Origin of the sequence: Pseudomonas fragi (assembly GCF_002269505.1) — a bacterium.
Lineage (GTDB): Bacteria > Pseudomonadota > Gammaproteobacteria > Pseudomonadales > Pseudomonadaceae > Aquipseudomonas > Aquipseudomonas fragi_D.
The window spans coordinates 102,513-120,538 of sequence record NZ_NQKQ01000015.1; the positions used below are offsets into that span (position 1 = coordinate 102,513).

The window sequence follows — 18,026 nt, forward strand, 5'->3', positions numbered from 1 at the left end:
AGCCTGCAGCAGACTATGTGGGAGCGAGCAGGCTCGCTCCCACAGGTTTTAGAAATTCAGGCTAACCCCTATATTCACTCCCTGTTGCATGACCCCGTCACTCTTTCTCGCGTTATAAGCCGCCTGCAGCTTCAGGTCGGCAGTCAAATTGTGGCTGACCCCCAGGCTTACACGGGCAAGGTTGCTTGGCGGCGTATAGCCTTCGAGTTTGAATCGATTGTTGGGCAGGCTGTTGAGCGCGATGTTCAGGCGCTGGGTCTCGCTCTGGAACTCATGTTCATGAGCAGCCTCGGCAAACAACAACGTCTGTGGGGTGGCCTGGTAACTGGCGAGCAAACCCGCGCCCAGGCGATTTGAAACAAGAGTCTGCTCTTCGTAGTTCAATGCAGTCGAACGCCGGCCCTTTTCTTCATAGCGGTTAACTTCCACCCGTGAGTAATCGGCGCTGATAAAGGGGGAGAGCTGCCACAGGTCAGAAGCCTGTGCGATTTCATAACCCAGGCGAGTGCTCAATGCTCGCAGATGGCCGTCAGCCTGCCCTTGCTCCAGACCACTACCAACACCCCGCGCGAATTTTCGCTTCAGGCTGTCGTAGTCCAGCCTGCCCAGCGTCAGTGCCGCATCCCCCCACCAGTGATTGTGCTGGTATTGGGCAAACACGCTACCCAGGTAGCTGTTGAGCTTGTAGTCCGATTCATTGCTACCGGTCTCCAGGCGTTGCCGGTAAAACCCGCCTGCAATGCCAAATCGCCAGTTTTCATCCAGCCGGTAGCTGGTGCCGATATTGAGGTTATAGCCTTTGCCATCTGCCTTCACGGCCGTGGTTTGCTTGTCGATTTCAAGGCGTTGCCCGCCACCGGCGAGCAGAGTCCTCCATTGGCCAACGGCTTGCCATTGACCGTTGTCGCCCGCCCATTGGTTGCGCAACTGGTCTTGATGGGCATTTAGTGATGCTTGGGCCATGACGGGTAACAAGGTCAGTTCCCAAGGGGCGGCCAGCAGTGAGTAGGCATAGTCGGCTATAAGCTGTTGCCCTGTTTCGGTGGGGTGTACCGAGTCGTTGAACAGCAGTTTGGCCGGGTTGGGGGTTGCGCTGTTGAGGCCGTACTGCGGGTTTTCCGTACACTCTTCGCCGCTGAAGCAGGTCGCGACTAGGTCCTGCCCCAGTGCCAGGCCATAACGGGCGGGGTCTGCCATGGCTTCACGCAGCAGCAGCGGGATATTGAGGGGGATCACTTCGGCGTCTATCTGCGCCAGTTGCTGGGTTAGCTCATGATTGAACAGGGCGCTCAGATAGCTGGTGCCAGCCTGGGTGGGTGTGCCGTAAACGGCTGGCGTCAGGCCCAGATCGGGCAGCAGCCAGACCATGATGTAGCGTGCTCCGGCCTGTTGCAGGGTGTGTGCGCTTGCCGCCAGCCTTTGTGCGGCTTGGCCTGCTTCGGCGGGGCTGGTGACCTTGCCTTGGAGGAAGTCATTGCCGCCACCTGAAATGAAATACAGCGCCTTGGGGTCAGCCTTGAAGTTGTTCTGCACAAGATAACCAGGCTTGCTGCGCAGCACGTAACCGCCGACCAAAGACCAGTCATCAGGTATCGCGACCTTCGACACAGTCTTGATTGAATTGAGTATCTGGTCCGTACGATAACCGCCGACCGCCCAGTTATTACCGTCGGGTTCTCCTGTGAGCGTATTATCCGGCGAAGTGGACGGGCGCATGTCTGCGGGTGCGATGCCCAACTTTGTGCCCAGCCGCGTGGGCGCTACGGCAACATATTCCTCACCCCGGTATTCCTTGTACGTAGGCCCGGTGCGATTGGTGAAGCGCAGGCCACTGCCTACCCCTGGATAATGCCCCGAGTCGCTCAGGCTGTCGCCGAACACAATCATGGTGGAATACGGCGAGGGTGCTGCAATGACACGCTCACTGACGATGGACAAGATGCACCCCGCCAGAGGAATGAGTACGGAAAGCCTGCGCATGTGATGGCCTGTTTTTATTGTTTGGGGCGCAGACATTATCAAAACAAATCGTATTAAATGTTTCATGCAATAAAAAGTCACAAAGTACTTAATGGGTGTTTTTCCCCGTATTTGCTACCCCGTGTTGCACCTGTCGCAAGGCTACGTTACTGTGCCGTGACGTAGAAATGGGACCCTTCCTGTGTTGATCATCAGCAAACTCTTTATGCGAGTTCTCAAGGCCAACGGCCGTTGGCGTTGGCGCGCCTAATATTTCTCTGCCGGCCACGCCGGACCTGCCCCCTGCGTTTTCATGAATGGCTGCCCCCCGGTTGGTGTGTTCAATCCAGCAATCGAAACTGCGGGTAATGAATTCTGAAAACAGTTTTGAATGTCAGTGAAGTCAGAGGTTTAGCAACATGTTGCTGATGATCGATAATTACGACTCTTTTACTTACAACGTTGTGCAGTACCTCGGCGAGTTGGGTGCCGAGGTCAAAGTGGTGCGCAACGATGAATTGACCGTGGCCCAGATCGACGCGCTCAAGCCCGAGCGCATTGTGGTCTCGCCCGGCCCCTGCACGCCGAATGAGGCGGGCATCTCCCTTGAAGCCATCAAGTACTTTGCCGGCAAGCTGCCGATCCTGGGCGTGTGCCTGGGTCACCAGTCCATCGGCCAGGCCTTTGGTGGTGATGTGGTTCGCGCGCGCCAGGTGATGCATGGCAAGACCAGCCCGGTGTATCACCTCGATACCGGAGTGTTCCAGGGCCTGAACAATCCGTTGACCGTGACCCGTTACCACTCGTTGGTGGTCAAGCGCGACACCCTGCCGGACTGCCTTGAGCTGACTGCCTGGACGCAGCTTGAAGATGGATCGGTCGACGAGATCATGGGCCTGCGCCATAAAACGCTGAATATCGAAGGGGTACAGTTTCACCCTGAGTCGATCCTGACCGAACAAGGTCATGAGCTGTTCGCGAACTTTCTCAAACAAACCGGCGGCACGCGCTAAGGACTTTTTATGGATATCAAGACAGCCCTGAACCGTATCGTCGGGCACCTCGACCTGACCACCGATGAAATGCGTGATGTGATGCGCGACATCATGACCGGTCAATGCACCGAGGCGCAGATTGGCGCGTTCATGATGGGCATGCGCATGAAGAGCGAAAGCATCGACGAAATCGTCGGTGCCGTCACCGTGATGCGCGAGCTGGCAGACAAGGTTGAGCTCAACACCCTGGACGGCGTGGTCGATATCGTCGGCACCGGCGGCGACGGCGCGAATATTTTCAACGTGTCCACCGCTTCGGCGCTGGTGATCTCTGCGGCCGGCTGCACGGTGGCCAAACATGGCAACCGCGCAGTATCCGGTAAAAGCGGCAGTGCCGACCTGCTGGAAGCGGCCGGTGTGTATCTGAACCTGACCCCGGTTCAAGTTGCCCGCTGCATTGACAGCGTGGGCATCGGTTTTATGTTTGCGCAATGCCATCATGGCGCCATGAAGCATGCGGCTATCCCGCGTCGGGATCTTGGCCTGCGTACCCTGTTCAATATGCTTGGCCCGCTTACGAATCCGGCTGGTGTATTGCATCAAGTGGTCGGCGTGTTCAACCAGGCGCTGTGCCGGCCTTTGGCTGAAGTGTTGCAGCGTCTGGGCAGCAAGCATGTGCTGGTGGTGCACTCGCAGGATGGCCTGGATGAGTTCAGCCTGGCAGCACCGACCTTTGTGGCGGAATTGCATAAAGGTGAAATCAAGGAATATTGGGTTCAGCCTGAAGACCTTGGCATCAAGAGCCAGAGCCTGTTTGGCCTGGTGGTCGACAGTCCGGAGCAATCGCTGGAACTGATCCGTGATGCCCTTGGGCGGCGCAAAACCGAAGCCGGCCAGAAAGCGGCTGAAATGATTGTACTCAATGCCGGCGCTGCACTTTATGCCGCGGACCTTGCCTACACTCTTAAAGAAGGTGTGGAATTGGCCCACGACGCGCTACACACCGGACTGGCCCGGGAAAAGCTCGAAGAGCTGGGTGCATTTACCGCTATTTTCAAGCAGGAGAATGAAGCATGAGTGTGCCTACCGTTCTGGAGAATATTCTGGCGCGTAAAGTTCAGGAAGTTGCCGAGCGCAGTGCGCGTGTAAGCCTGGCTGAACTTGAACGATTGGCGGCTCAGGCGGATCCTGTACGCGGCTTTGCCAATGCGTTGCTGGCACAGGCCAAGAAAAAGCAGCCTGCGGTGATTGCTGAAATCAAAAAGGCATCGCCGAGCAAAGGTGTGATTCGCGAGAACTTCGTGCCTGCCGAGATTGCAAAAAGCTATCAGGCGGGCGGTGCTACTTGCCTATCCGTGCTGACCGATATCGACTACTTCCAGGGCGCCGACGCCTACCTGCAGCAGGCGCGTACCGCTTGTACCCTGCCGGTGATTCGCAAGGACTTCATGATCGATCCTTACCAGATCGTAGAAGCCCGGGCATTGGGCGCCGACTGCGTGCTGCTGATCGTCTCCGCTCTGGATGATGTGAAAATGGCCGAGCTGGCGGCTGTTGCCAAAAGCGTCGGGCTGGATGTGCTGGTTGAAGTGCATGATGGCGATGAGCTTGAACGTGCGCTCAAAACCCTCGATACACCGTTGGTGGGTATCAACAACCGTAACCTGCACACCTTTGAAGTCAGCCTGGAAACCACGCTGGATCTACTGCCGCGTGTTCCACGTGACCGCCTTGTCATTACCGAAAGCGGCATTCTCAACCGTGCGGATGTCGAGCTGATGGAAATCAGCGAAGTGTATTCGTTCCTGGTTGGCGAAGCCTTTATGCGTGCCGAAAACCCGGGCAATGAACTGCAGCGTCTGTTCTTCCCGGAGCGTGCGGTGGCGGTAACCGGTTCGACTCTGGATTGACCTGATCTCCACCTGTGGGAGCGAGCCTGCTCGCGATGCAGGCGGCGCGGCCTATCAGTTAATTGCGGTGATGCCATCGCGAGCAGGCTCGCTCCCACAATCATTGTTGTTCTGCGTTCGAAAGGATTCGCATGCCATTGATCAAACACCTCACCGTCGAAGCCGGCCTCAAGGCCGAGCAGGATTTACTGGCATCCGTGTGTGCCGGTGAGTACGAGGCGGGTGTGCTGTTCTGGCAGCCCACCGACCGGGCGCTGGTCATGCCACGGCGCTTGAGTCGCCTGGCGGGTTTTGAACAGGCCAGTTTCGAACTGGCTGCCAGTGGCTGGCCGATCCTGTTGCGTGAAACCGGCGGCGAGCCAGTCCCTCAGTCTGCTTCTACGGTGAACATCGCACTGGTGTATGCGCCTTTGCGCAGCGAAGGTGATCATGGTCGCATCGAAACGGCATACCGGCGTTTATGCGAGCCCATTTGTGATCTGCTGACTCAGTTGGGTGGGGTCGCGTCTTTGGGTGAGGTTGAAGGCGCATTTTGTGACGGCCGCTTCAACGTCAATCTCAATGCGCGAAAACTGGTCGGTACTGCTCAACGCTGGCGCCAGAGCCAGGGCGGGCAGCGGCCTGTCGGTCTGGTGCACGGTGCGTTGCTGGTGGAATACGAGCGTGAATCGATGGTGGCTGCGGTCAATCGCTTCAACGTGCTGTGCAATCTGGAGCAACGTTGCCTTGCCGACAGCCATATTGCGCTGCACGAAGCTTTTGCCGCTCCAGATTTCTTTGAGCGCTTGAGTGCCAGTTATCAAGAGCTCCTGGCGCCCCTGCTCAAGCCTTAACGCGTGCCGAACACCACCATGGTCTTGCCTTTGACGTTGACCAGGTTCTGTTCTTCCAGGCTTTTGAGTACGCGTCCTACCATCTCTCGCGAACAGCCGACAATCCTGCCGATTTCCTGGCGGGTGATCTTGATCTGCATGCCATCGGGATGGGTCATGGCGTCAGGTTGCTTGCACAACTCCAGCAGGCATCGCGCGACTCTCCCGGTGACATCAAAGAACGCAAGATCACCGACCTTGCGCGTGGTGTTACGCAGACGCTGTGCGATTTGGCCACTGAGAGCGTAAAGAATCTCTGGTTCTTGCTGTGTGTATTCTCTGAATTTCGGGTAGCTGATTTCCGCAACTTCGCATTCGGTCTTGGCTCGAACCCATGCGCTGCGCGTCTGCTCTTGTCCTGCCTGTTCAAACAAACCCAGCTCGCCGATAAAGTCGCCGCTATTGAGGTAGGCAATGATCATTTCACGACCCTCCTCGTCTTCAATCAAAACTGTTACCGAGCCTTTGATAATGAAAAACAGGGTGTGCGAAGACTCGCCAGCGCAAATGATATTGCTCTTGGCTGGATAGCGTTTGCGCTGGCAAAAAGTCAAAAACTTGTCGAGGTTTTTGATCTTGGGTATGGGAGTAAGAGCAACCATGGTTGTTTCCCGGAAAGCTGGCACAGTAAGGGTCAGATCTATTTTTATATAGAGTGCTAGCTGGCTGGCGCCAGCGATTTGGCGCCAGCTTACCAGACAGGTTCTGTGGGGTTGCAGAATTTTCCGAGTGGTTTGTCAGAGAAACGCTTCAGTGTTGCGAGTTATCAGTTTCTGGCCCTGTGCTAAGCTGGCGCCCCTTTTAAAACAGTGGAGTCTGGGCGATGAAGGCACGCATTCAATGGGCTGGTGAAGCCATGTTTCTGGGCGAATCCGGCAGCGGCCACGTTGTTGTGATGGACGGTCCGCCTGAGAGCGGCGGTCGCAACCTGGGCGTACGCCCGATGGAAATGCTGCTGTTGGGTCTTGGCGGTTGCAGCAACTTTGACGTTGTCAGCATTCTCAAGAAGTCGCGTCAGCCGGTTGAGAGCTGTGAAGCGTTTCTGGAAGCCGAGCGCGCCACTGAAGATCCAAAGGTGTTCACCAAGATCCACCTGCACTTTGTGGTCAAGGGCCGTGGCCTGAAAGAAGCCCAGGTTAAACGCGCCATCGAACTGTCGGCCGAAAAGTACTGTTCGGCATCGATCATGCTTGGCGCCGCGGGTGTTGCCATTACCCACGACTATGAAATTATTGAACTGGCCTGAGTCGACATTCAATTTTCATAAATGCAATGCAGACTCTGGCGATCAGTCGCTGACGTCTGCATAATGCGCCACTTTTTTCAGGGTAGTGGCGGGGATTGATTCCCGGCCGCATGTCCGAACAGATAACCAAAATCGCCATCGCGAAGAGGTGTTAACCGTCCTACGCAGGTGCGTCCTACGCACTTGACGGGCATGCTGGATCACGCGGCCGAGCCGCATCGACATAGAGAGTTTTATAACGGTGAAAAGCAAACTCAAGCTCCACGGGTTCAATAACCTGACAAAGACCTTGAGCTTCAACATCTATGACATCTGTTATGCGGAAACCCCGCAAGACCAGCAGGCATATGTTGAGTACATCAATCAAGAGTACGACGCAGAGCGCCTGACGCAGATCCTTACAGATGTGGTTGATATCATTGGTGCCAACATCCTGAACATTGCCCGTCAGGATTACGACCCACAAGGCGCCAGCGTGACTATTCTGATCTCCGAGCAGCCGGTAATTCCTACCGAAAGCCAGATCGAAGAGTCCCCAGGCCCGCTGCCCGAGACCATCCTGGCTCACCTCGACAAAAGTCATATCACGGTTCATACCTACCCGGAGATTCACCCGGTTGACGGTATTGCAACGTTCCGTGTGGATATTGATGTGTCGACGTGCGGGGTTATTTCACCGCTTAAAGCTCTCAACTATCTGATCCATCAGTTTGATTCGGATATCGTGACTGTCGATTACCGCGTGCGTGGTTTTACCCGTGACGTGGAAGGCAAAAAGCACTTTATCGATCACGAGATCAACTCGATCCAGAACTACCTCTCCGAAGACACCCGTGACGGTTACCAGATGACCGACGTGAATGTGTACCAGGAAAACCTGTTCCATACCAAGATGCTGCTCAAGGAGTTCGAACTGGATAACTACCTGTTCGGCGATGCCACCAGCAACCTGTCGGTTGAACAGCGCGCCCAGGTAACTGAGCGGGTCAAGCACGAAATGCTCGAGATTTTCTACGCACGCAACATGGCGTAAATTCTCGGCAATAAAAAAGGCGGCTACCGAAAGGTAGTCGCCTTTTTTGTGCTTCGCAGATGTCCCGCAAAGGCTGCTGTGTCAGATGCGGTAGGTGCTTTTGGTCATGACCTTGGCCATCAGGCTCATGCCGAACTTCACCGGGGCAGGGAAGCGAAAGCCCCCGGCATTGAGCGCGGATTCTGCATGCTGTTCTTCATCGATGCGCATTTGCTCAAGAATTGCCCGGGACTTTTCGTCTTCCGCCGGCAGTTGCTCAAGGTGCTCGTTCAGATGTTTGCAGACCTGGTCTTCAGTCGCTGCCACAAATCCCAGGCTGACTTTGTCGCTAATCAGCCCGGCTGCGGCGCCGATCCCGAATGACATGCCGTAAAACAACGGGTTGAGCACGCTGGGGTGGCTACCCAATTGACGGATGCGCTGCTCGCACCAGGCCAGGTGGTCGATTTCTTCTTCAGCAGCATGCTCCATCGCTTCACGCACATGGGGCAGCTTGGCGGTCAGCGCCTGGCCTTGATACAAGGCTTGGGCACAGACTTCACCGGTATGGTTGATACGCATCAGGCCGGCAACATGACGCTTGGCCTGTGGGGCCAGCGGGTTTTCAGGTTTGACGATGGCCGGCGATGGACGGTGAGGCTGGCCGCTGAAGGGCAGCAGCGTGCGCAAGGCGGTATCGGCTTGTAACAGAAGACGGTCAATCGGCGAGTAGTGACGTTGGGTAGTCATGCTTACCTCCGGAAAAAATCACGGCGGTCAGTTTACCCCAATCGGGCGGCCGGGGTTTGCGTTGGATCATGGGGTAACGCGAGAGCCGCGGGGGCTCGCGCGTCAGAATCAGAGGTCAATCAGCCCGGCGGCCAGTTCATCTGGCGTTGACCCAGCACGTGCATATGAATGTGGTAGACGGTTTGGCCGCCCTTTTCATTGCAGTTCATTACCACGCGGAAACCGTCTTCACAGCCCAGTTCCTTGGCCAGGCGCTGTGCCGTGAACAAAATATGACCTGCCAGCGGCTTGTCTTCTTCGGTCAGGTCGTTGAGCGTGCGGATCGGTTTTTTCGGGATAACCAGAAAGTGGATCGGCGCTTGTGGGGCGATGTCGTGAAAAGCCAGCACTTGATCATCTTCATAGATGATCTTGGCGGGTATTTCGCGATTGATGATCTTGGTGAACAGAGTATCCAAAGCTGTGTCTCCGTGAGTGAAGTCCGGTCTGAGTGTACTCAGGGCAGCCAGTTACGCCCAGTCTCGTTAACGTGGGCAGTAGGATTTGTTAACAGAGGCAGCTATTTTTCGCGTCATCCAGCGTGAGAGCAGTCGCGGCAAGCGAGTAATCCAGCGATTGCGCCGCCCGGGAATGATGATCGCCTTGTTCTTGTCGAGAGCTCGCACGGTGTAGAGCGCCACTTCTTCGGGGGTCATGGCGCTGGTGCTTTGCTTGATGGCGTCGGTATTCATTTTGGCCGCATCAAAAAAGCGGGTGCGGGTGATGCCAGGGCAAAGTACTGAAACCTTGATGCCGGTTTTTTTCACTTCTTCGCGCAAGCCTTCGGAAAAATGCAGCACATAGGCCTTGCTGGCAAAGTAGGTGCTAAGCCACGGCCCAGGCTGAAAGGCTGCGATCGAGGAAACATTGAGAATTTGTCCGCCGCCCTGTACGGCCATCATGTTGCCTATGGCATGGCACAAGCGGGTGAGTGCGAGGACGTTGAGCTCGATCAAGTCTTGTTCGGCACTCCAGTCGTGTGCCAGGAACGGGCCGCAGGTGCCAATGCCGGCGCAATTGACCAGCAGGTCGATCTGGCGGTCACCTTCTTCGAGCTCCAGCAAAAAACCGGACAGGCGCAGGGGTTCGCCCAGATCACAGGCGCGGAACAGGACCTCGACGCCAAAACGCTGGGTCAGCTCAAGGGCAATGGTTTCCAGCGCGTCCCGTTGGCGGGCCACCAAAATCAGGCTTCGCCCACGTCGGGCAAGGGCTTCAGCCAGGGCCAGGCCAATGCCGCTGGTGGCACCAGTGATTAAAGCGTAACGGGTCATGCTGTTCTCCATTGCAACGGTACAGTCCGGTGACAATGATGTCCCTGGCGTTAACGCGTTCATTAAGGCACGCAGTCTACAGGCTGTTGCCGTTGACTGCGTTGATCACCGCAGTCATCAGGCCCAAAGCCAGTACGGCAACCATCAGGCAGATGCTCAATCCAATCAAAAATATCGTGATGGCCGCCACTACGTTGACTGCCCGGCTGTTGGGCGGTGGCGGCGGACCGTACTTGTTCGGGCCGGGAGTGCCGGGCATCAACAGCATCATGAGGGACAGGACAAGGTTGGCCACCGGCACCAGATGCAGCAGCAACATCCAGGCGGACCAGTTAAGGTCATGCAAACGCTGGGCGCCGATTCGCAGGCTGATAATGAAGTAGGCCAGTGTCAGCGTTGCACCGCAGGTGATGCCTAGTGTGGGTGACACCTTGACGGCAAGCAGCACCAGCAGTGACGTGATCATGGCGATGCAACTGATGACCATGCTCCAGGCCAGCAGCCGCAAACGCCCGATCCGGCCACTGAAGCCCAAAGGGTCGAGTGGTGCGTATTGTTGTTGAGGTGTTTTGTCCAGGCTCAGCTCGGGCATGGTGGCTTCCTTGTCTGGATGTGTTTAACAAAGCCCGCCGGGATTGGCGGGCTGGGTAATGTCACTGATGCGGCCAGTGCCGGGCAAGGCTTGAGGCGTGGTGCTGCGCCTTGCGGTATTCCTCATCAAGACGCGCGATCAATTGGTCAATTGTTGGCAAGTCGTGGATATCACCTACGCCTTGGCCTGCAGACCAGACGGTTTTCCATGCCTTGGCTTCATCGGTCAGTGGCTTGAGCTTGATTTCACCTTTGCCCTGGAGTGCCGCAAGGTCGAAACCTGCGTTTTCCAGGCTTTGGCGCATGAAGCTGGCAGGCACGCCTGATACCGCCGGGGTGTGGATGATATCGGCAGCGCGGGATGCCAGCAGCATCTCTTTGTAGGCGTCAGGTGCATGGCTCTCTTGGGTAGCGATAAAGCGTGTGCCGAGGTAGGCAAGGTCTGCGCCCAGAACCTGGGCGGCCAGGATTTCGTGGCCGTGATTCAGGCAGCCCGAGAGCAGCACGGTTTTGTCGAAGAACTGGCGGATTTCGGCTACAAGTGCAAAAGGGCTCCAGGTACCCGCATGGCCACCGGCTCCTGCGGCAACGGCAATCAGCCCGTCGACCCCGGCTTCTGCGGCTTTTTCGGCATGACGGCGGGTGGTGACATCGTGGAATACCAGGCCGCCATAGCTGTGGACGGCATCAACGACCTCCTTGACGGCGCCCAGGCTGGTAATCACCACAGGTACCTTGTGCTCGATGCAGATCGCCAGATCCGCCTGCAACCGTGGGTTACTGTTGTGCACGATCAGGTTTACGGCGTAGGGCGCCGGATTATCCAATGTTGCGAGCCCGGCTTCGATCTCTTCAAGCCATGCCTTGAACCCGCTGCTATCGCGCTGGTTGAGTGCAGGAAAACTGCCCACCACACCGTTGCGACAACAGGCCAGTACGAGTTGCGGGTTGGAAATCAGAAACATGGGCGCGGCAACTACCGGCAGGCGCAAGCGTTGTTCAAGCAGGGCGGGCAGCGACATTGGATAACCTCGGATCGTCAGGAAGTGAGTTTAAAACGGTTTGACCACCACCAGAATTACGATAGCCAGCAAGAACACCACCGGCACTTCGTTGAACCAGCGATAGAACACGTGAGAGCGGGTGTTTTCGCCGCGGGCAAAGCGCTTTACCTGCGCGCCGCACATGTGGTGATAGCCGATCAGCAGAAACACCAGTGTCAGCTTGGCGTGCATCCAGCCCTGGCTGAGGAAGCCGGGGCTTAGCCACAACAGCCAGCCGCCGAATATCAGGGCCGCAATCATTGCCGGGCCCATGATGCCGCGATACAGCTTGCGTTCCATGATGCTGAATCGCTCTTTACTGACAGAGTCTTCGCTTTGTGCGTGGTAAACAAATAGACGGGGCAGGTAAAACAGGCCAGCAAACCAGCAGACAATGCTGATGATGTGGAAGGCTTTGAGCCATAGATAAAGCATTTTTAGTTATTCCCAGGTTCACGGTAGATCAAATAGTAGTAGTAGAGCGTCTGTGAGTCACCTTGGCGGTTGTCGCAGGGGCGCGCTGACCCTATTATCAAAGGCTTTCCAGTGGTTTCGTTGAGGGCAGGTTATGGTCAAGGTCGGTATTGTCGGTGGCACAGGTTACACCGGGGTCGAACTGCTGCGTTTGCTGGCACAGCATCCGCAGGCTGAAGTGGTGGTCATCACTTCTCGATCCGAGGCTGGCCTGCCAGTTGCCGACATGTATCCCAACCTGCGCGGCCACTACGATGGCCTGGCCTTCAGCGTGCCGGACACGCAAACACTGGGTGCCTGCGATGTGGTGTTTTTTGCCACGCCTCACGGCGTAGCCCATGCCCTGGCTGGCGAACTACTGGCAGCAGGTACCAAGGTTATCGACCTTTCGGCCGACTTCCGTCTGCAGGACGCCGAAGAATGGGCCAAGTGGTACGGCCAGCCGCACGGTGCACCAGAACTGCTGGATGAGGCTGTCTACGGACTGCCGGAAGTCAACCGCGAGCAAATCAAAAAGGCCCGTTTGATCGCCGTACCGGGCTGCTACCCGACTTCAGCCCAGTTGGGTTTCTTGCCTTTGCTGGAAGCTGGTCTGGCTGAGACCTCGCAGTTGATTGCTGACTGCAAATCGGGTGTAAGCGGTGCTGGCCGGGGTGCAAGTGTCGGTGCCTTGTATGCTGAAACGTCAGAAAGCATGAAGGCCTATGCTGTTAAAGGTCATCGTCATTTGCCAGAAATTCGTCAGGGTCTGCGTCGCGCAGCGGGTAAGGATGTGGGGCTGACCTTTGTTCCTCATTTGACTCCGATGATCCGTGGTATTCACTCCACGCTGTACGCAACCGTGGTGGATCGCTCGGTTGATCTGCAGGCCCTGTACGAGAAGCGCTATGCCAACGAGCCTTTCGTCGATGTGATGCCGGCCGGCAGCCATCCGGAAACCCGTAGCGTACGCGGTGCCAACGTGTGCCGCATTGCGGTGCATCGTCCACAGGACGGCGACCTGGTCGTAGTGCTGTCGGTGATCGACAATCTGGTCAAGGGTGCGTCCGGCCAGGCAGTGCAGAACATGAACATCATGTTCGGTCTGGATGAGCGTCTGGGCTTGTCCCATGCCGGGATGTTGCCTTAAAAACAGCTGCGAGTTTCGAGCTGCAAGCTGCAAGGGAGAATCGTCTTTTCTTGCCGCTTGTAGCTAATAGCTTGGCGCTGCTACTTATGAATAGTTGACCGCTTTTCTAGGAGAAGCGGATAATGCGCGTCATCACGCATTATGGCGGCATAACGCCGGGAGATAGTCAGCATGAGCGTCGAATCCTTCACCCCCATGGCTTTGCAATTCACCGAAGGTGCTGCGCACAAGGTGAAGAGCCTGGTCGATGAAGAGGGTAATGATCGTTTGAAGTTGCGCGTATTCGTTACGGGCGGCGGTTGTTCCGGTTTTCAGTATGGCTTCACCTTCGATGAAGAAGTGGCCGAAGACGACACCCTGGTTGAGCGCGAAGGCGTAAGCCTGGTGGTCGACCCAATGAGCTTCCAGTACCTGGCAGGTGCCGAGGTGGATTACCAGGAAGGTCTGGAAGGTTCGCGCTTCGTGATCAAGAACCCGAATGCCACCACAACATGTGGTTGCGGCTCGTCGTTCTCGATCTGATACCCGCGCACAGGCTTTAAACTCAACGCCGCGTAGATTCGCGGCGTTTTGCTATGCGGCTTTTGAGGGTGGGTGCGTCAGGCGGGGTAGATCGCACCCAGTACGCGAAGACCGCGTGCGCCCGTGACGCTGGGGCGGTTGGTGGGGATGTTTTCCAGGCAGCAGTGGGCAAGCCATGCAAAGGCCATTGCTTCCACCCAGTCAGGGTCAACGCCCTTGGCCTGTGTGCTGCTGACCCGGGCCGGAGCGAGCAAGTCGCTGAGGCGGGCCATCAGCGTCGCGTTATGCGCGCCGCCACCACAGACCAGTAGCTCGTCCGTGTGCGGCTGGGCTGCCTGCAGGGACTGCACGATGGTCTGTGCTGTGAGCTCCAGCAGGGTTGCCTGGACGTCTTCGGCAGGGAAGGCAGGCAGACTGAACAGATGCTGTTGCAACCATGCGAGGTTGAATACCTCGCGGCCTGTACTTTTTGGCCCCTTGGTCTGGAAGAACGGATCGCTGAGCAGGGCATTGAGCAACAGCGGCTCAACCTTGCCACTGGCCGCCCAGTCACCATTGCGGTCATAGAGTTCGCCGCGCTTTTCCAGTATCCAGGCATCAAGCAGAACATTCCCAGGGCCGCAATCGAATCCGGCGACAGGGTTCTCTGTGGTTATCAGGCTTAAGTTGCTGAAGCCGCCTACGTTGAGCACTGCTCTGTTGCCACTCTCATCGGTAAACAAGGCTTCATGGAAAGCTGGAACCAGGGGGGCGCCCTGGCCCCCGGCAGCCACATCACGACGACGGAAATCACCGACGACGCAGATACCTGTCAATTCGGCCAGCAGTGCCGGATTGCCGATCTGCACGGTAAAACCCCGCGCGGGCTCGTGGCGTATGGTCTGACCATGACTGCCGATCGCGCGGATGTCTGCCGGGGACAGATGCTGTTGTGCAAGGAGCGCGTTGACGCCTTGCGCCGCCAGTTCGACCCAGTGGTTTTCGGCAATTGCGCAGCGAGCCACTTCATCCTGACCGCTGGCGCACAAGCCAAGCAACTCGCTGCGCAGAGCATGAGGCATGGGAATGTAATGGGTGGCGCGCAGCGTGATGGCTGCTCCCAGCTCTATAAGAGCGATGTCCATACCGTCCAGGCTGGTACCGGACATCACACCTATATAGAGGGCCATGGCTTAACGCTTGCTCGAGGCCAGAAGGGTGGCCTTTTCCTGGTTCATGCGCGCCATCAATGGCTGGCTCTGCTGCAGGAAGCGGGTGCGTTCGGCTTTGGCGATCGGGTCGGCCATCGGCAGTTTTTGGCCCAGCGGGTCAACGTGTACGCCGTTAACCTGGAACTCGTAGTGCAAGTGCGGTCCAGTCGAAAGGCCGGTGGTGCCGATGTAGCCAATCACTTGGCCTTGCTTGACCGAACCGCCGGTTTTGACGCCTTTGGCGAAGCCCTGCATGTGCCCGTAAAGGGTGCGGTAAGTGTTGCCGTGTTGAATGATCACGGTATTGCCATAGCCACCGCGACGGCCGGCCAGAAGTACTTTGCCGTCACCGGTAGCCTTGATCGGAGTACCGCGTGGCGCTGCGTAATCCACACCTTTGTGGGCGCGGATCTTGTTCAGGATCGGGTGCTTGCGGCCTGAGGAAAAGCGCGAGCTGATACGGGCAAAATCCACTGGTGTGCGGATGAATGCCTTGCGCATGCTGTTGCCATCAGCCGTGTAGTAATTGCTGATCCCCTGCTTGTTGGTATAGCGCACGGCGGTGAAGGTTTTGCCGCGGTTGGTGAAGCGCGCAGAGAGGATATTGCCTGTGCCTACGGTTTTGCCGTTGATCACTTTTTGCTCGTAAATCAGCTCAAACTGGTCGCCTGGACGGATGTCCTGAGCGAAGTCGATGTCGTAGCCAAAGACCTTGGCCATGTCCATCGTGGTGCTGTGCGGCAAGCCTGCGCGCTGGCCCGATACGGAAAGGGAGCTGCTGATGACGCCGTGGGCATAGGCCGATCGCATGGTCGGCTGGGTCGTTACCCGGCGAAAGGTATAGCCTTTGGCGTTTTTATTGAGGGTGATGGTCTCAAGGTCGCTTACCTGGCTATGCAATTTGTTCAACTGCAGGCCGTCGGGGCTCATTTCAAATTCGAGTTTCTGGCCGTGCTTGAGCTGGCTGAATTGCTTGGCTTGTTTGTCGCTGGCCAGCACTTCGTGCACTGAAGTGGCTGGCAGGCCGACCTTCTGGAACAGGGTCGAAAGCGTATCGCCCTTGCTGACGATCACTTCGCGGTGGGTAGGCGCGGCGGGGGCCGGTGCCTCGACTTTGGCGGTCTCGACCGGGGCGCTGTCCTGCTGTTCGATCTGGGCAAACGGCGAAGGATTCGCTTCATTTGTGGCTTGAACGAGGTCTGCAGCGTCTTGATCTTGTGTGAGTTGTTCTGCAGGGGTTTCCAGCTCCAGATTCAGGGTCGTTCTTTTGGCTTCTACTTCGCTGGAGGGAAATACCAGCAAGGCCAGGCTTAAGAGAGCGGCGATACCACTTGCGGCGAGCAGGTGGGTCTTCGGATAAAGCGGTGGCGCTTTAGGCGGTTGACTGGTCATAGATGATTTTGACTTTGAATTAAAGGATGAATTGGAAAAGATGACTGACACAATGAATATGAAATAACTGTATAAAATATAACCAAATCGCCCTTGAAGCAAGTCTGCGAGCTATTCGCGCGCGGATAGTCAGCCGTATGCCTGCCGGAACTTGTAATTAGTCCCTGATCTTGTATCGTTGGTTCCCTTTGAATTTGAGCCTTACGGGTCTGATATGAAGTCGGTTGAAGAGCAGCTAGCGCTAATTAAGCGAGGTGCCGAAGAGGTACTGGTCGAGTCTGAATTGGTCGAGAAACTCAAGCGCGGCCAGCCGTTGCGTATCAAGGCCGGATTCGACCCTACGGCGCCCGATCTGCACTTGGGCCATACCGTGCTTATTAATAAGCTGCGCCAGTTCCAGGAGCTGGGTCATCAGGTGATCTTCCTGATTGGTGATTTCACCGGGATGATCGGTGATCCGAGTGGCAAAAGTGCAACGCGTCCACCGCTGACGCGTGAGCAGGTGCTCGAGAACGCCGAGACTTACAAGACTCAGGTGTTCAAGATCCTTGATCCGGCAAAAACCGAGGTGGCATTCAACTCCACCTGGATGGATCAAATGGGGCCTGCCGACTTCATTCGTCTTACATCCCAATACACCGTTGCTCGTATGCTTGAGCGCGATGACTTCGACAAGCGCTACACCACCAATCAGCCTATCGCCATTCACGAGTTCCTTTATCCGCTGGTGCAGGGATATGACTCGGTTGCGCTGAAGGCGGACGTAGAGTTGGGTGGTACTGATCAGAAGTTCAACTTGCTGATGGGGCGTGAGTTGCAGCGCGGCTATGGTCAGGAAGCTCAGTGCATTGTGACGATGCCTTTGCTCGAAGGTCTGGATGGCGTCAAGAAAATGTCCAAGTCGCTGGGTAACTATGTCGGTATCCAGGAAGCGCCGGGCGTGATGTACAGCAAACTGGTTTCCATACCTGATGCCTTGATGTGGCGCTACTTTGAATTGCTGAGCTTTCGTTCCATGGCCGAAATCAATGCATTCAAGGCTGAAGTCGAAGCCGGTGCCAATCCTCGGGATATCAAGATCAAGCTGGCTGAAGAGATTGTTGCCCGTTTCCATGGTGTATTGGCTGCTGCCAATGCGCATCGCGGCGCCGGTAACCGGATGAAGGATGGCGAGCTGCCTGATGATCTGCCGGAGGTTGAGCTGACTGCTACTGAGGATATGCCGATTGCAGCTGTCCTTAATAAAGCCGGTCTGGTGAAGAACTCTGCAGTGGCGCGAGATCTGCTAGGTTCTGGTGGTGTGCGTATTGATGGCGAGGTTGTTGATCGTACCTATATATATGCATTGGGCTCGACCCATGTGTGTCAGGCAGGCAAGAAGGCCTTTGCGCGCATCACGCTGAAAGCCGAGTAAGGAGGGGTCAGGATTAATTGATAGGCTTGCTCAATTAGTCCTTGACTCAGATTTTTAACTGTCTATAATTCGCCCCACTTCCGGCGCAGTCGAAACGGAAAACTCCTTGAGTTTCAATGAGTTGGATGGTTTTCGGCGGTGCAAGCTTCAAGTCATCGAAGCAGGAAATGAGGTGTTGACAGCAGCGTGTAACGCTGTAGAATTCGCCTCCCGC

The 18,026-nt window shown here is 56.4% G+C and carries 19 protein-coding genes; 9 read left to right on the top strand and 10 right to left on the bottom strand.

The window, feature by feature from the left end; all coding sequences use genetic code 11:
• Positions 1-48: 48 nt before the first annotated feature.
• Positions 49-1,980: an esterase EstP gene (gene estP, locus CJU81_RS14715; RefSeq protein WP_095037248.1), complete on the bottom strand. Its 1,932-nt coding sequence runs from the start codon at positions 1,978-1,980 to the stop codon at positions 49-51.
• 398 nt (positions 1,981-2,378) lie between these two features.
• Between estP and CJU81_RS14720 the strand changes: the two genes are divergently transcribed.
• From CJU81_RS14720 to CJU81_RS14735, 4 genes are all read left to right on the top strand, one after another.
• Positions 2,379-2,972: an aminodeoxychorismate/anthranilate synthase component II gene (locus CJU81_RS14720; RefSeq protein ID WP_095037249.1), complete on the top strand. Its 594-nt coding sequence runs from the start codon at positions 2,379-2,381 to the stop codon at positions 2,970-2,972.
• A gap of 9 nt (positions 2,973-2,981) precedes the next feature.
• Positions 2,982-4,031 carry an anthranilate phosphoribosyltransferase gene (gene trpD / locus CJU81_RS14725; RefSeq protein ID WP_086795738.1) on the top strand — a complete coding sequence of 350 codons (1,050 nt, stop codon included), beginning with the start codon at positions 2,982-2,984 and terminating at the stop codon, positions 4,029-4,031.
• Positions 4,028-4,864, top strand: a complete 837-nt coding sequence (trpC, locus tag CJU81_RS14730; RefSeq protein WP_095037250.1) for an indole-3-glycerol phosphate synthase TrpC — start codon at positions 4,028-4,030, stop codon at positions 4,862-4,864. The genes trpD and trpC overlap by 4 nt, the downstream gene beginning before the upstream one ends.
• 131 nt (positions 4,865-4,995) lie before the next feature.
• Positions 4,996-5,697 (top strand): lipoate--protein ligase family protein, encoded by a 702-nt coding sequence (locus CJU81_RS14735; RefSeq protein ID WP_095037251.1) that lies wholly within the window; start codon positions 4,996-4,998, stop codon positions 5,695-5,697.
• On the opposite strand, the gene crp is transcribed toward CJU81_RS14735, so the two are convergent.
• Positions 5,694-6,338 carry a cAMP-activated global transcriptional regulator CRP gene (gene crp, locus CJU81_RS14740; RefSeq protein ID WP_016782406.1) on the bottom strand — a complete coding sequence of 215 codons (645 nt, stop codon included), beginning with the start codon at positions 6,336-6,338 and terminating at the stop codon, positions 5,694-5,696. The two genes, CJU81_RS14735 and crp, sit on opposite strands and share 4 nt — an antisense overlap.
• A 221-nt stretch (positions 6,339-6,559) precedes the next feature.
• On the opposite strand from crp, the gene CJU81_RS14745 reads away from it, so the two are divergent.
• Together CJU81_RS14745 and speD are read left to right on the top strand one after the other, a co-directional pair.
• Complete coding sequence (locus CJU81_RS14745; protein ID WP_095031080.1) at positions 6,560-6,982, top strand: OsmC family protein; 423 nt, start codon at positions 6,560-6,562, stop codon at positions 6,980-6,982.
• 241 nt (positions 6,983-7,223) lie between these two features.
• A complete protein-coding gene (gene speD / locus CJU81_RS14750; RefSeq protein WP_016782404.1) occupies positions 7,224-8,015 on the top strand; it encodes an adenosylmethionine decarboxylase in 792 nt (263 codons plus the stop codon).
• Between the two features lie 81 nt (positions 8,016-8,096).
• On the opposite strand, the gene coq7 is transcribed toward speD, so the two are convergent.
• The 6 genes from coq7 to hemJ all read right to left on the bottom strand — a co-directional run bounded on the left by coq7 (position 8,097) and on the right by hemJ (position 12,126).
• Positions 8,097-8,744, bottom strand: coding sequence for a 2-polyprenyl-3-methyl-6-methoxy-1,4-benzoquinone monooxygenase (gene coq7 / locus CJU81_RS14755; RefSeq protein ID WP_095037252.1), 648 nt, complete (start codon positions 8,742-8,744; stop codon positions 8,097-8,099).
• Positions 8,745-8,863: 119 nt separating this feature from the next.
• A complete protein-coding gene (locus CJU81_RS14760; RefSeq protein WP_083369746.1) occupies positions 8,864-9,202 on the bottom strand; it encodes a histidine triad nucleotide-binding protein in 339 nt (112 codons plus the stop codon).
• Between the two features lie 66 nt (positions 9,203-9,268).
• On the bottom strand, positions 9,269-10,057 hold the full coding sequence (locus CJU81_RS14765; RefSeq protein ID WP_016782401.1) for an SDR family NAD(P)-dependent oxidoreductase: 789 nt from the start codon (positions 10,055-10,057) through the stop codon (positions 9,269-9,271).
• A 76-nt stretch (positions 10,058-10,133) separates the two neighbouring features.
• On the bottom strand, positions 10,134-10,649 hold the full coding sequence (locus CJU81_RS14770; protein WP_095037253.1) for a DUF805 domain-containing protein: 516 nt from the start codon (positions 10,647-10,649) through the stop codon (positions 10,134-10,136).
• Between the two features lie 61 nt (positions 10,650-10,710).
• On the bottom strand, positions 10,711-11,670 hold the full coding sequence (locus tag CJU81_RS14775) for an NAD(P)H-dependent flavin oxidoreductase (protein ID WP_095037254.1): 960 nt from the start codon (positions 11,668-11,670) through the stop codon (positions 10,711-10,713).
• A gap of 30 nt (positions 11,671-11,700) precedes the next feature.
• Entirely contained in the window at positions 11,701-12,126 is a 426-nt protein-coding gene (gene hemJ / locus CJU81_RS14780) for a protoporphyrinogen oxidase HemJ (protein WP_095031076.1), read from the bottom strand.
• Positions 12,127-12,259: 133 nt separating this feature from the next.
• Between hemJ and argC the strand changes: the two genes are divergently transcribed.
• Together argC and erpA are read left to right on the top strand one after the other, a co-directional pair.
• The gene (gene argC, locus CJU81_RS14785; protein ID WP_095019509.1) at positions 12,260-13,294 is read left to right on the top strand and encodes an N-acetyl-gamma-glutamyl-phosphate reductase; all 1,035 of its coding nucleotides are present in this window, start codon (positions 12,260-12,262) and stop codon (positions 13,292-13,294) included.
• A 171-nt stretch (positions 13,295-13,465) separates the two neighbouring features.
• The gene (gene erpA / locus CJU81_RS14790; protein ID WP_095031075.1) at positions 13,466-13,816 is read left to right on the top strand and encodes an iron-sulfur cluster insertion protein ErpA; all 351 of its coding nucleotides are present in this window, start codon (positions 13,466-13,468) and stop codon (positions 13,814-13,816) included.
• Between the two features lie 77 nt (positions 13,817-13,893).
• Here erpA and CJU81_RS14795 read toward each other — a convergent pair whose 3' ends face one another.
• Together CJU81_RS14795 and CJU81_RS14800 are read right to left on the bottom strand one after the other, a co-directional pair.
• Complete coding sequence (locus CJU81_RS14795) at positions 13,894-14,985, bottom strand: anhydro-N-acetylmuramic acid kinase (protein WP_095037255.1); 1,092 nt, start codon at positions 14,983-14,985, stop codon at positions 13,894-13,896.
• Positions 14,986-14,988: 3 nt separating this feature from the next.
• The gene (locus CJU81_RS14800; protein ID WP_095037256.1) at positions 14,989-16,398 is read right to left on the bottom strand and encodes a peptidoglycan DD-metalloendopeptidase family protein; all 1,410 of its coding nucleotides are present in this window, start codon (positions 16,396-16,398) and stop codon (positions 14,989-14,991) included.
• Positions 16,399-16,612: 214 nt separating this feature from the next.
• Between CJU81_RS14800 and tyrS the strand changes: the two genes are divergently transcribed.
• Positions 16,613-17,812: a tyrosine--tRNA ligase gene (gene tyrS, locus CJU81_RS14805; protein WP_095037257.1), complete on the top strand. Its 1,200-nt coding sequence runs from the start codon at positions 16,613-16,615 to the stop codon at positions 17,810-17,812.
• Positions 17,813-18,026: the final 214 nt, after the last annotated feature.

What these genes read in the sequence shown, in the direction of transcription:
- CJU81_RS14765 (WP_016782401.1), bottom strand. Translation starts at nt 10,057, where the DNA reads ATGACCCGTTACGCTTTAATCACTGGTGCCACCAGCGGCATTGGCCTG.
- tyrS (WP_095037257.1), top strand. Translation starts at nt 16,613, where the DNA reads ATGAAGTCGGTTGAAGAGCAGCTAGCGCTAATTAAGCGAGGTGCCGAA.
- CJU81_RS14775 (WP_095037254.1), bottom strand. Translation starts at nt 11,670, where the DNA reads ATGTCGCTGCCCGCCCTGCTTGAACAACGCTTGCGCCTGCCGGTAGTT.
- CJU81_RS14745 (WP_095031080.1), top strand. Translation starts at nt 6,560, where the DNA reads ATGAAGGCACGCATTCAATGGGCTGGTGAAGCCATGTTTCTGGGCGAA.
- hemJ (WP_095031076.1), bottom strand. Translation starts at nt 12,126, where the DNA reads ATGCTTTATCTATGGCTCAAAGCCTTCCACATCATCAGCATTGTCTGC.
- CJU81_RS14770 (WP_095037253.1), bottom strand. Translation starts at nt 10,649, where the DNA reads ATGCCCGAGCTGAGCCTGGACAAAACACCTCAACAACAATACGCACCA.
- trpD (WP_086795738.1), top strand. Translation starts at nt 2,982, where the DNA reads ATGGATATCAAGACAGCCCTGAACCGTATCGTCGGGCACCTCGACCTG.
- CJU81_RS14800 (WP_095037256.1), bottom strand. Translation starts at nt 16,398, where the DNA reads ATGACCAGTCAACCGCCTAAAGCGCCACCGCTTTATCCGAAGACCCAC.
- CJU81_RS14720 (WP_095037249.1), top strand. Translation starts at nt 2,379, where the DNA reads ATGTTGCTGATGATCGATAATTACGACTCTTTTACTTACAACGTTGTG.
- trpC (WP_095037250.1), top strand. Translation starts at nt 4,028, where the DNA reads ATGAGTGTGCCTACCGTTCTGGAGAATATTCTGGCGCGTAAAGTTCAG.
- estP (WP_095037248.1), bottom strand. Translation starts at nt 1,980, where the DNA reads ATGCGCAGGCTTTCCGTACTCATTCCTCTGGCGGGGTGCATCTTGTCC.
- crp (WP_016782406.1), bottom strand. Translation starts at nt 6,338, where the DNA reads ATGGTTGCTCTTACTCCCATACCCAAGATCAAAAACCTCGACAAGTTT.
- CJU81_RS14795 (WP_095037255.1), bottom strand. Translation starts at nt 14,985, where the DNA reads ATGGCCCTCTATATAGGTGTGATGTCCGGTACCAGCCTGGACGGTATG.
- CJU81_RS14735 (WP_095037251.1), top strand. Translation starts at nt 4,996, where the DNA reads ATGCCATTGATCAAACACCTCACCGTCGAAGCCGGCCTCAAGGCCGAG.
- argC (WP_095019509.1), top strand. Translation starts at nt 12,260, where the DNA reads ATGGTCAAGGTCGGTATTGTCGGTGGCACAGGTTACACCGGGGTCGAA.
- coq7 (WP_095037252.1), bottom strand. Translation starts at nt 8,744, where the DNA reads ATGACTACCCAACGTCACTACTCGCCGATTGACCGTCTTCTGTTACAA.
- erpA (WP_095031075.1), top strand. Translation starts at nt 13,466, where the DNA reads ATGAGCGTCGAATCCTTCACCCCCATGGCTTTGCAATTCACCGAAGGT.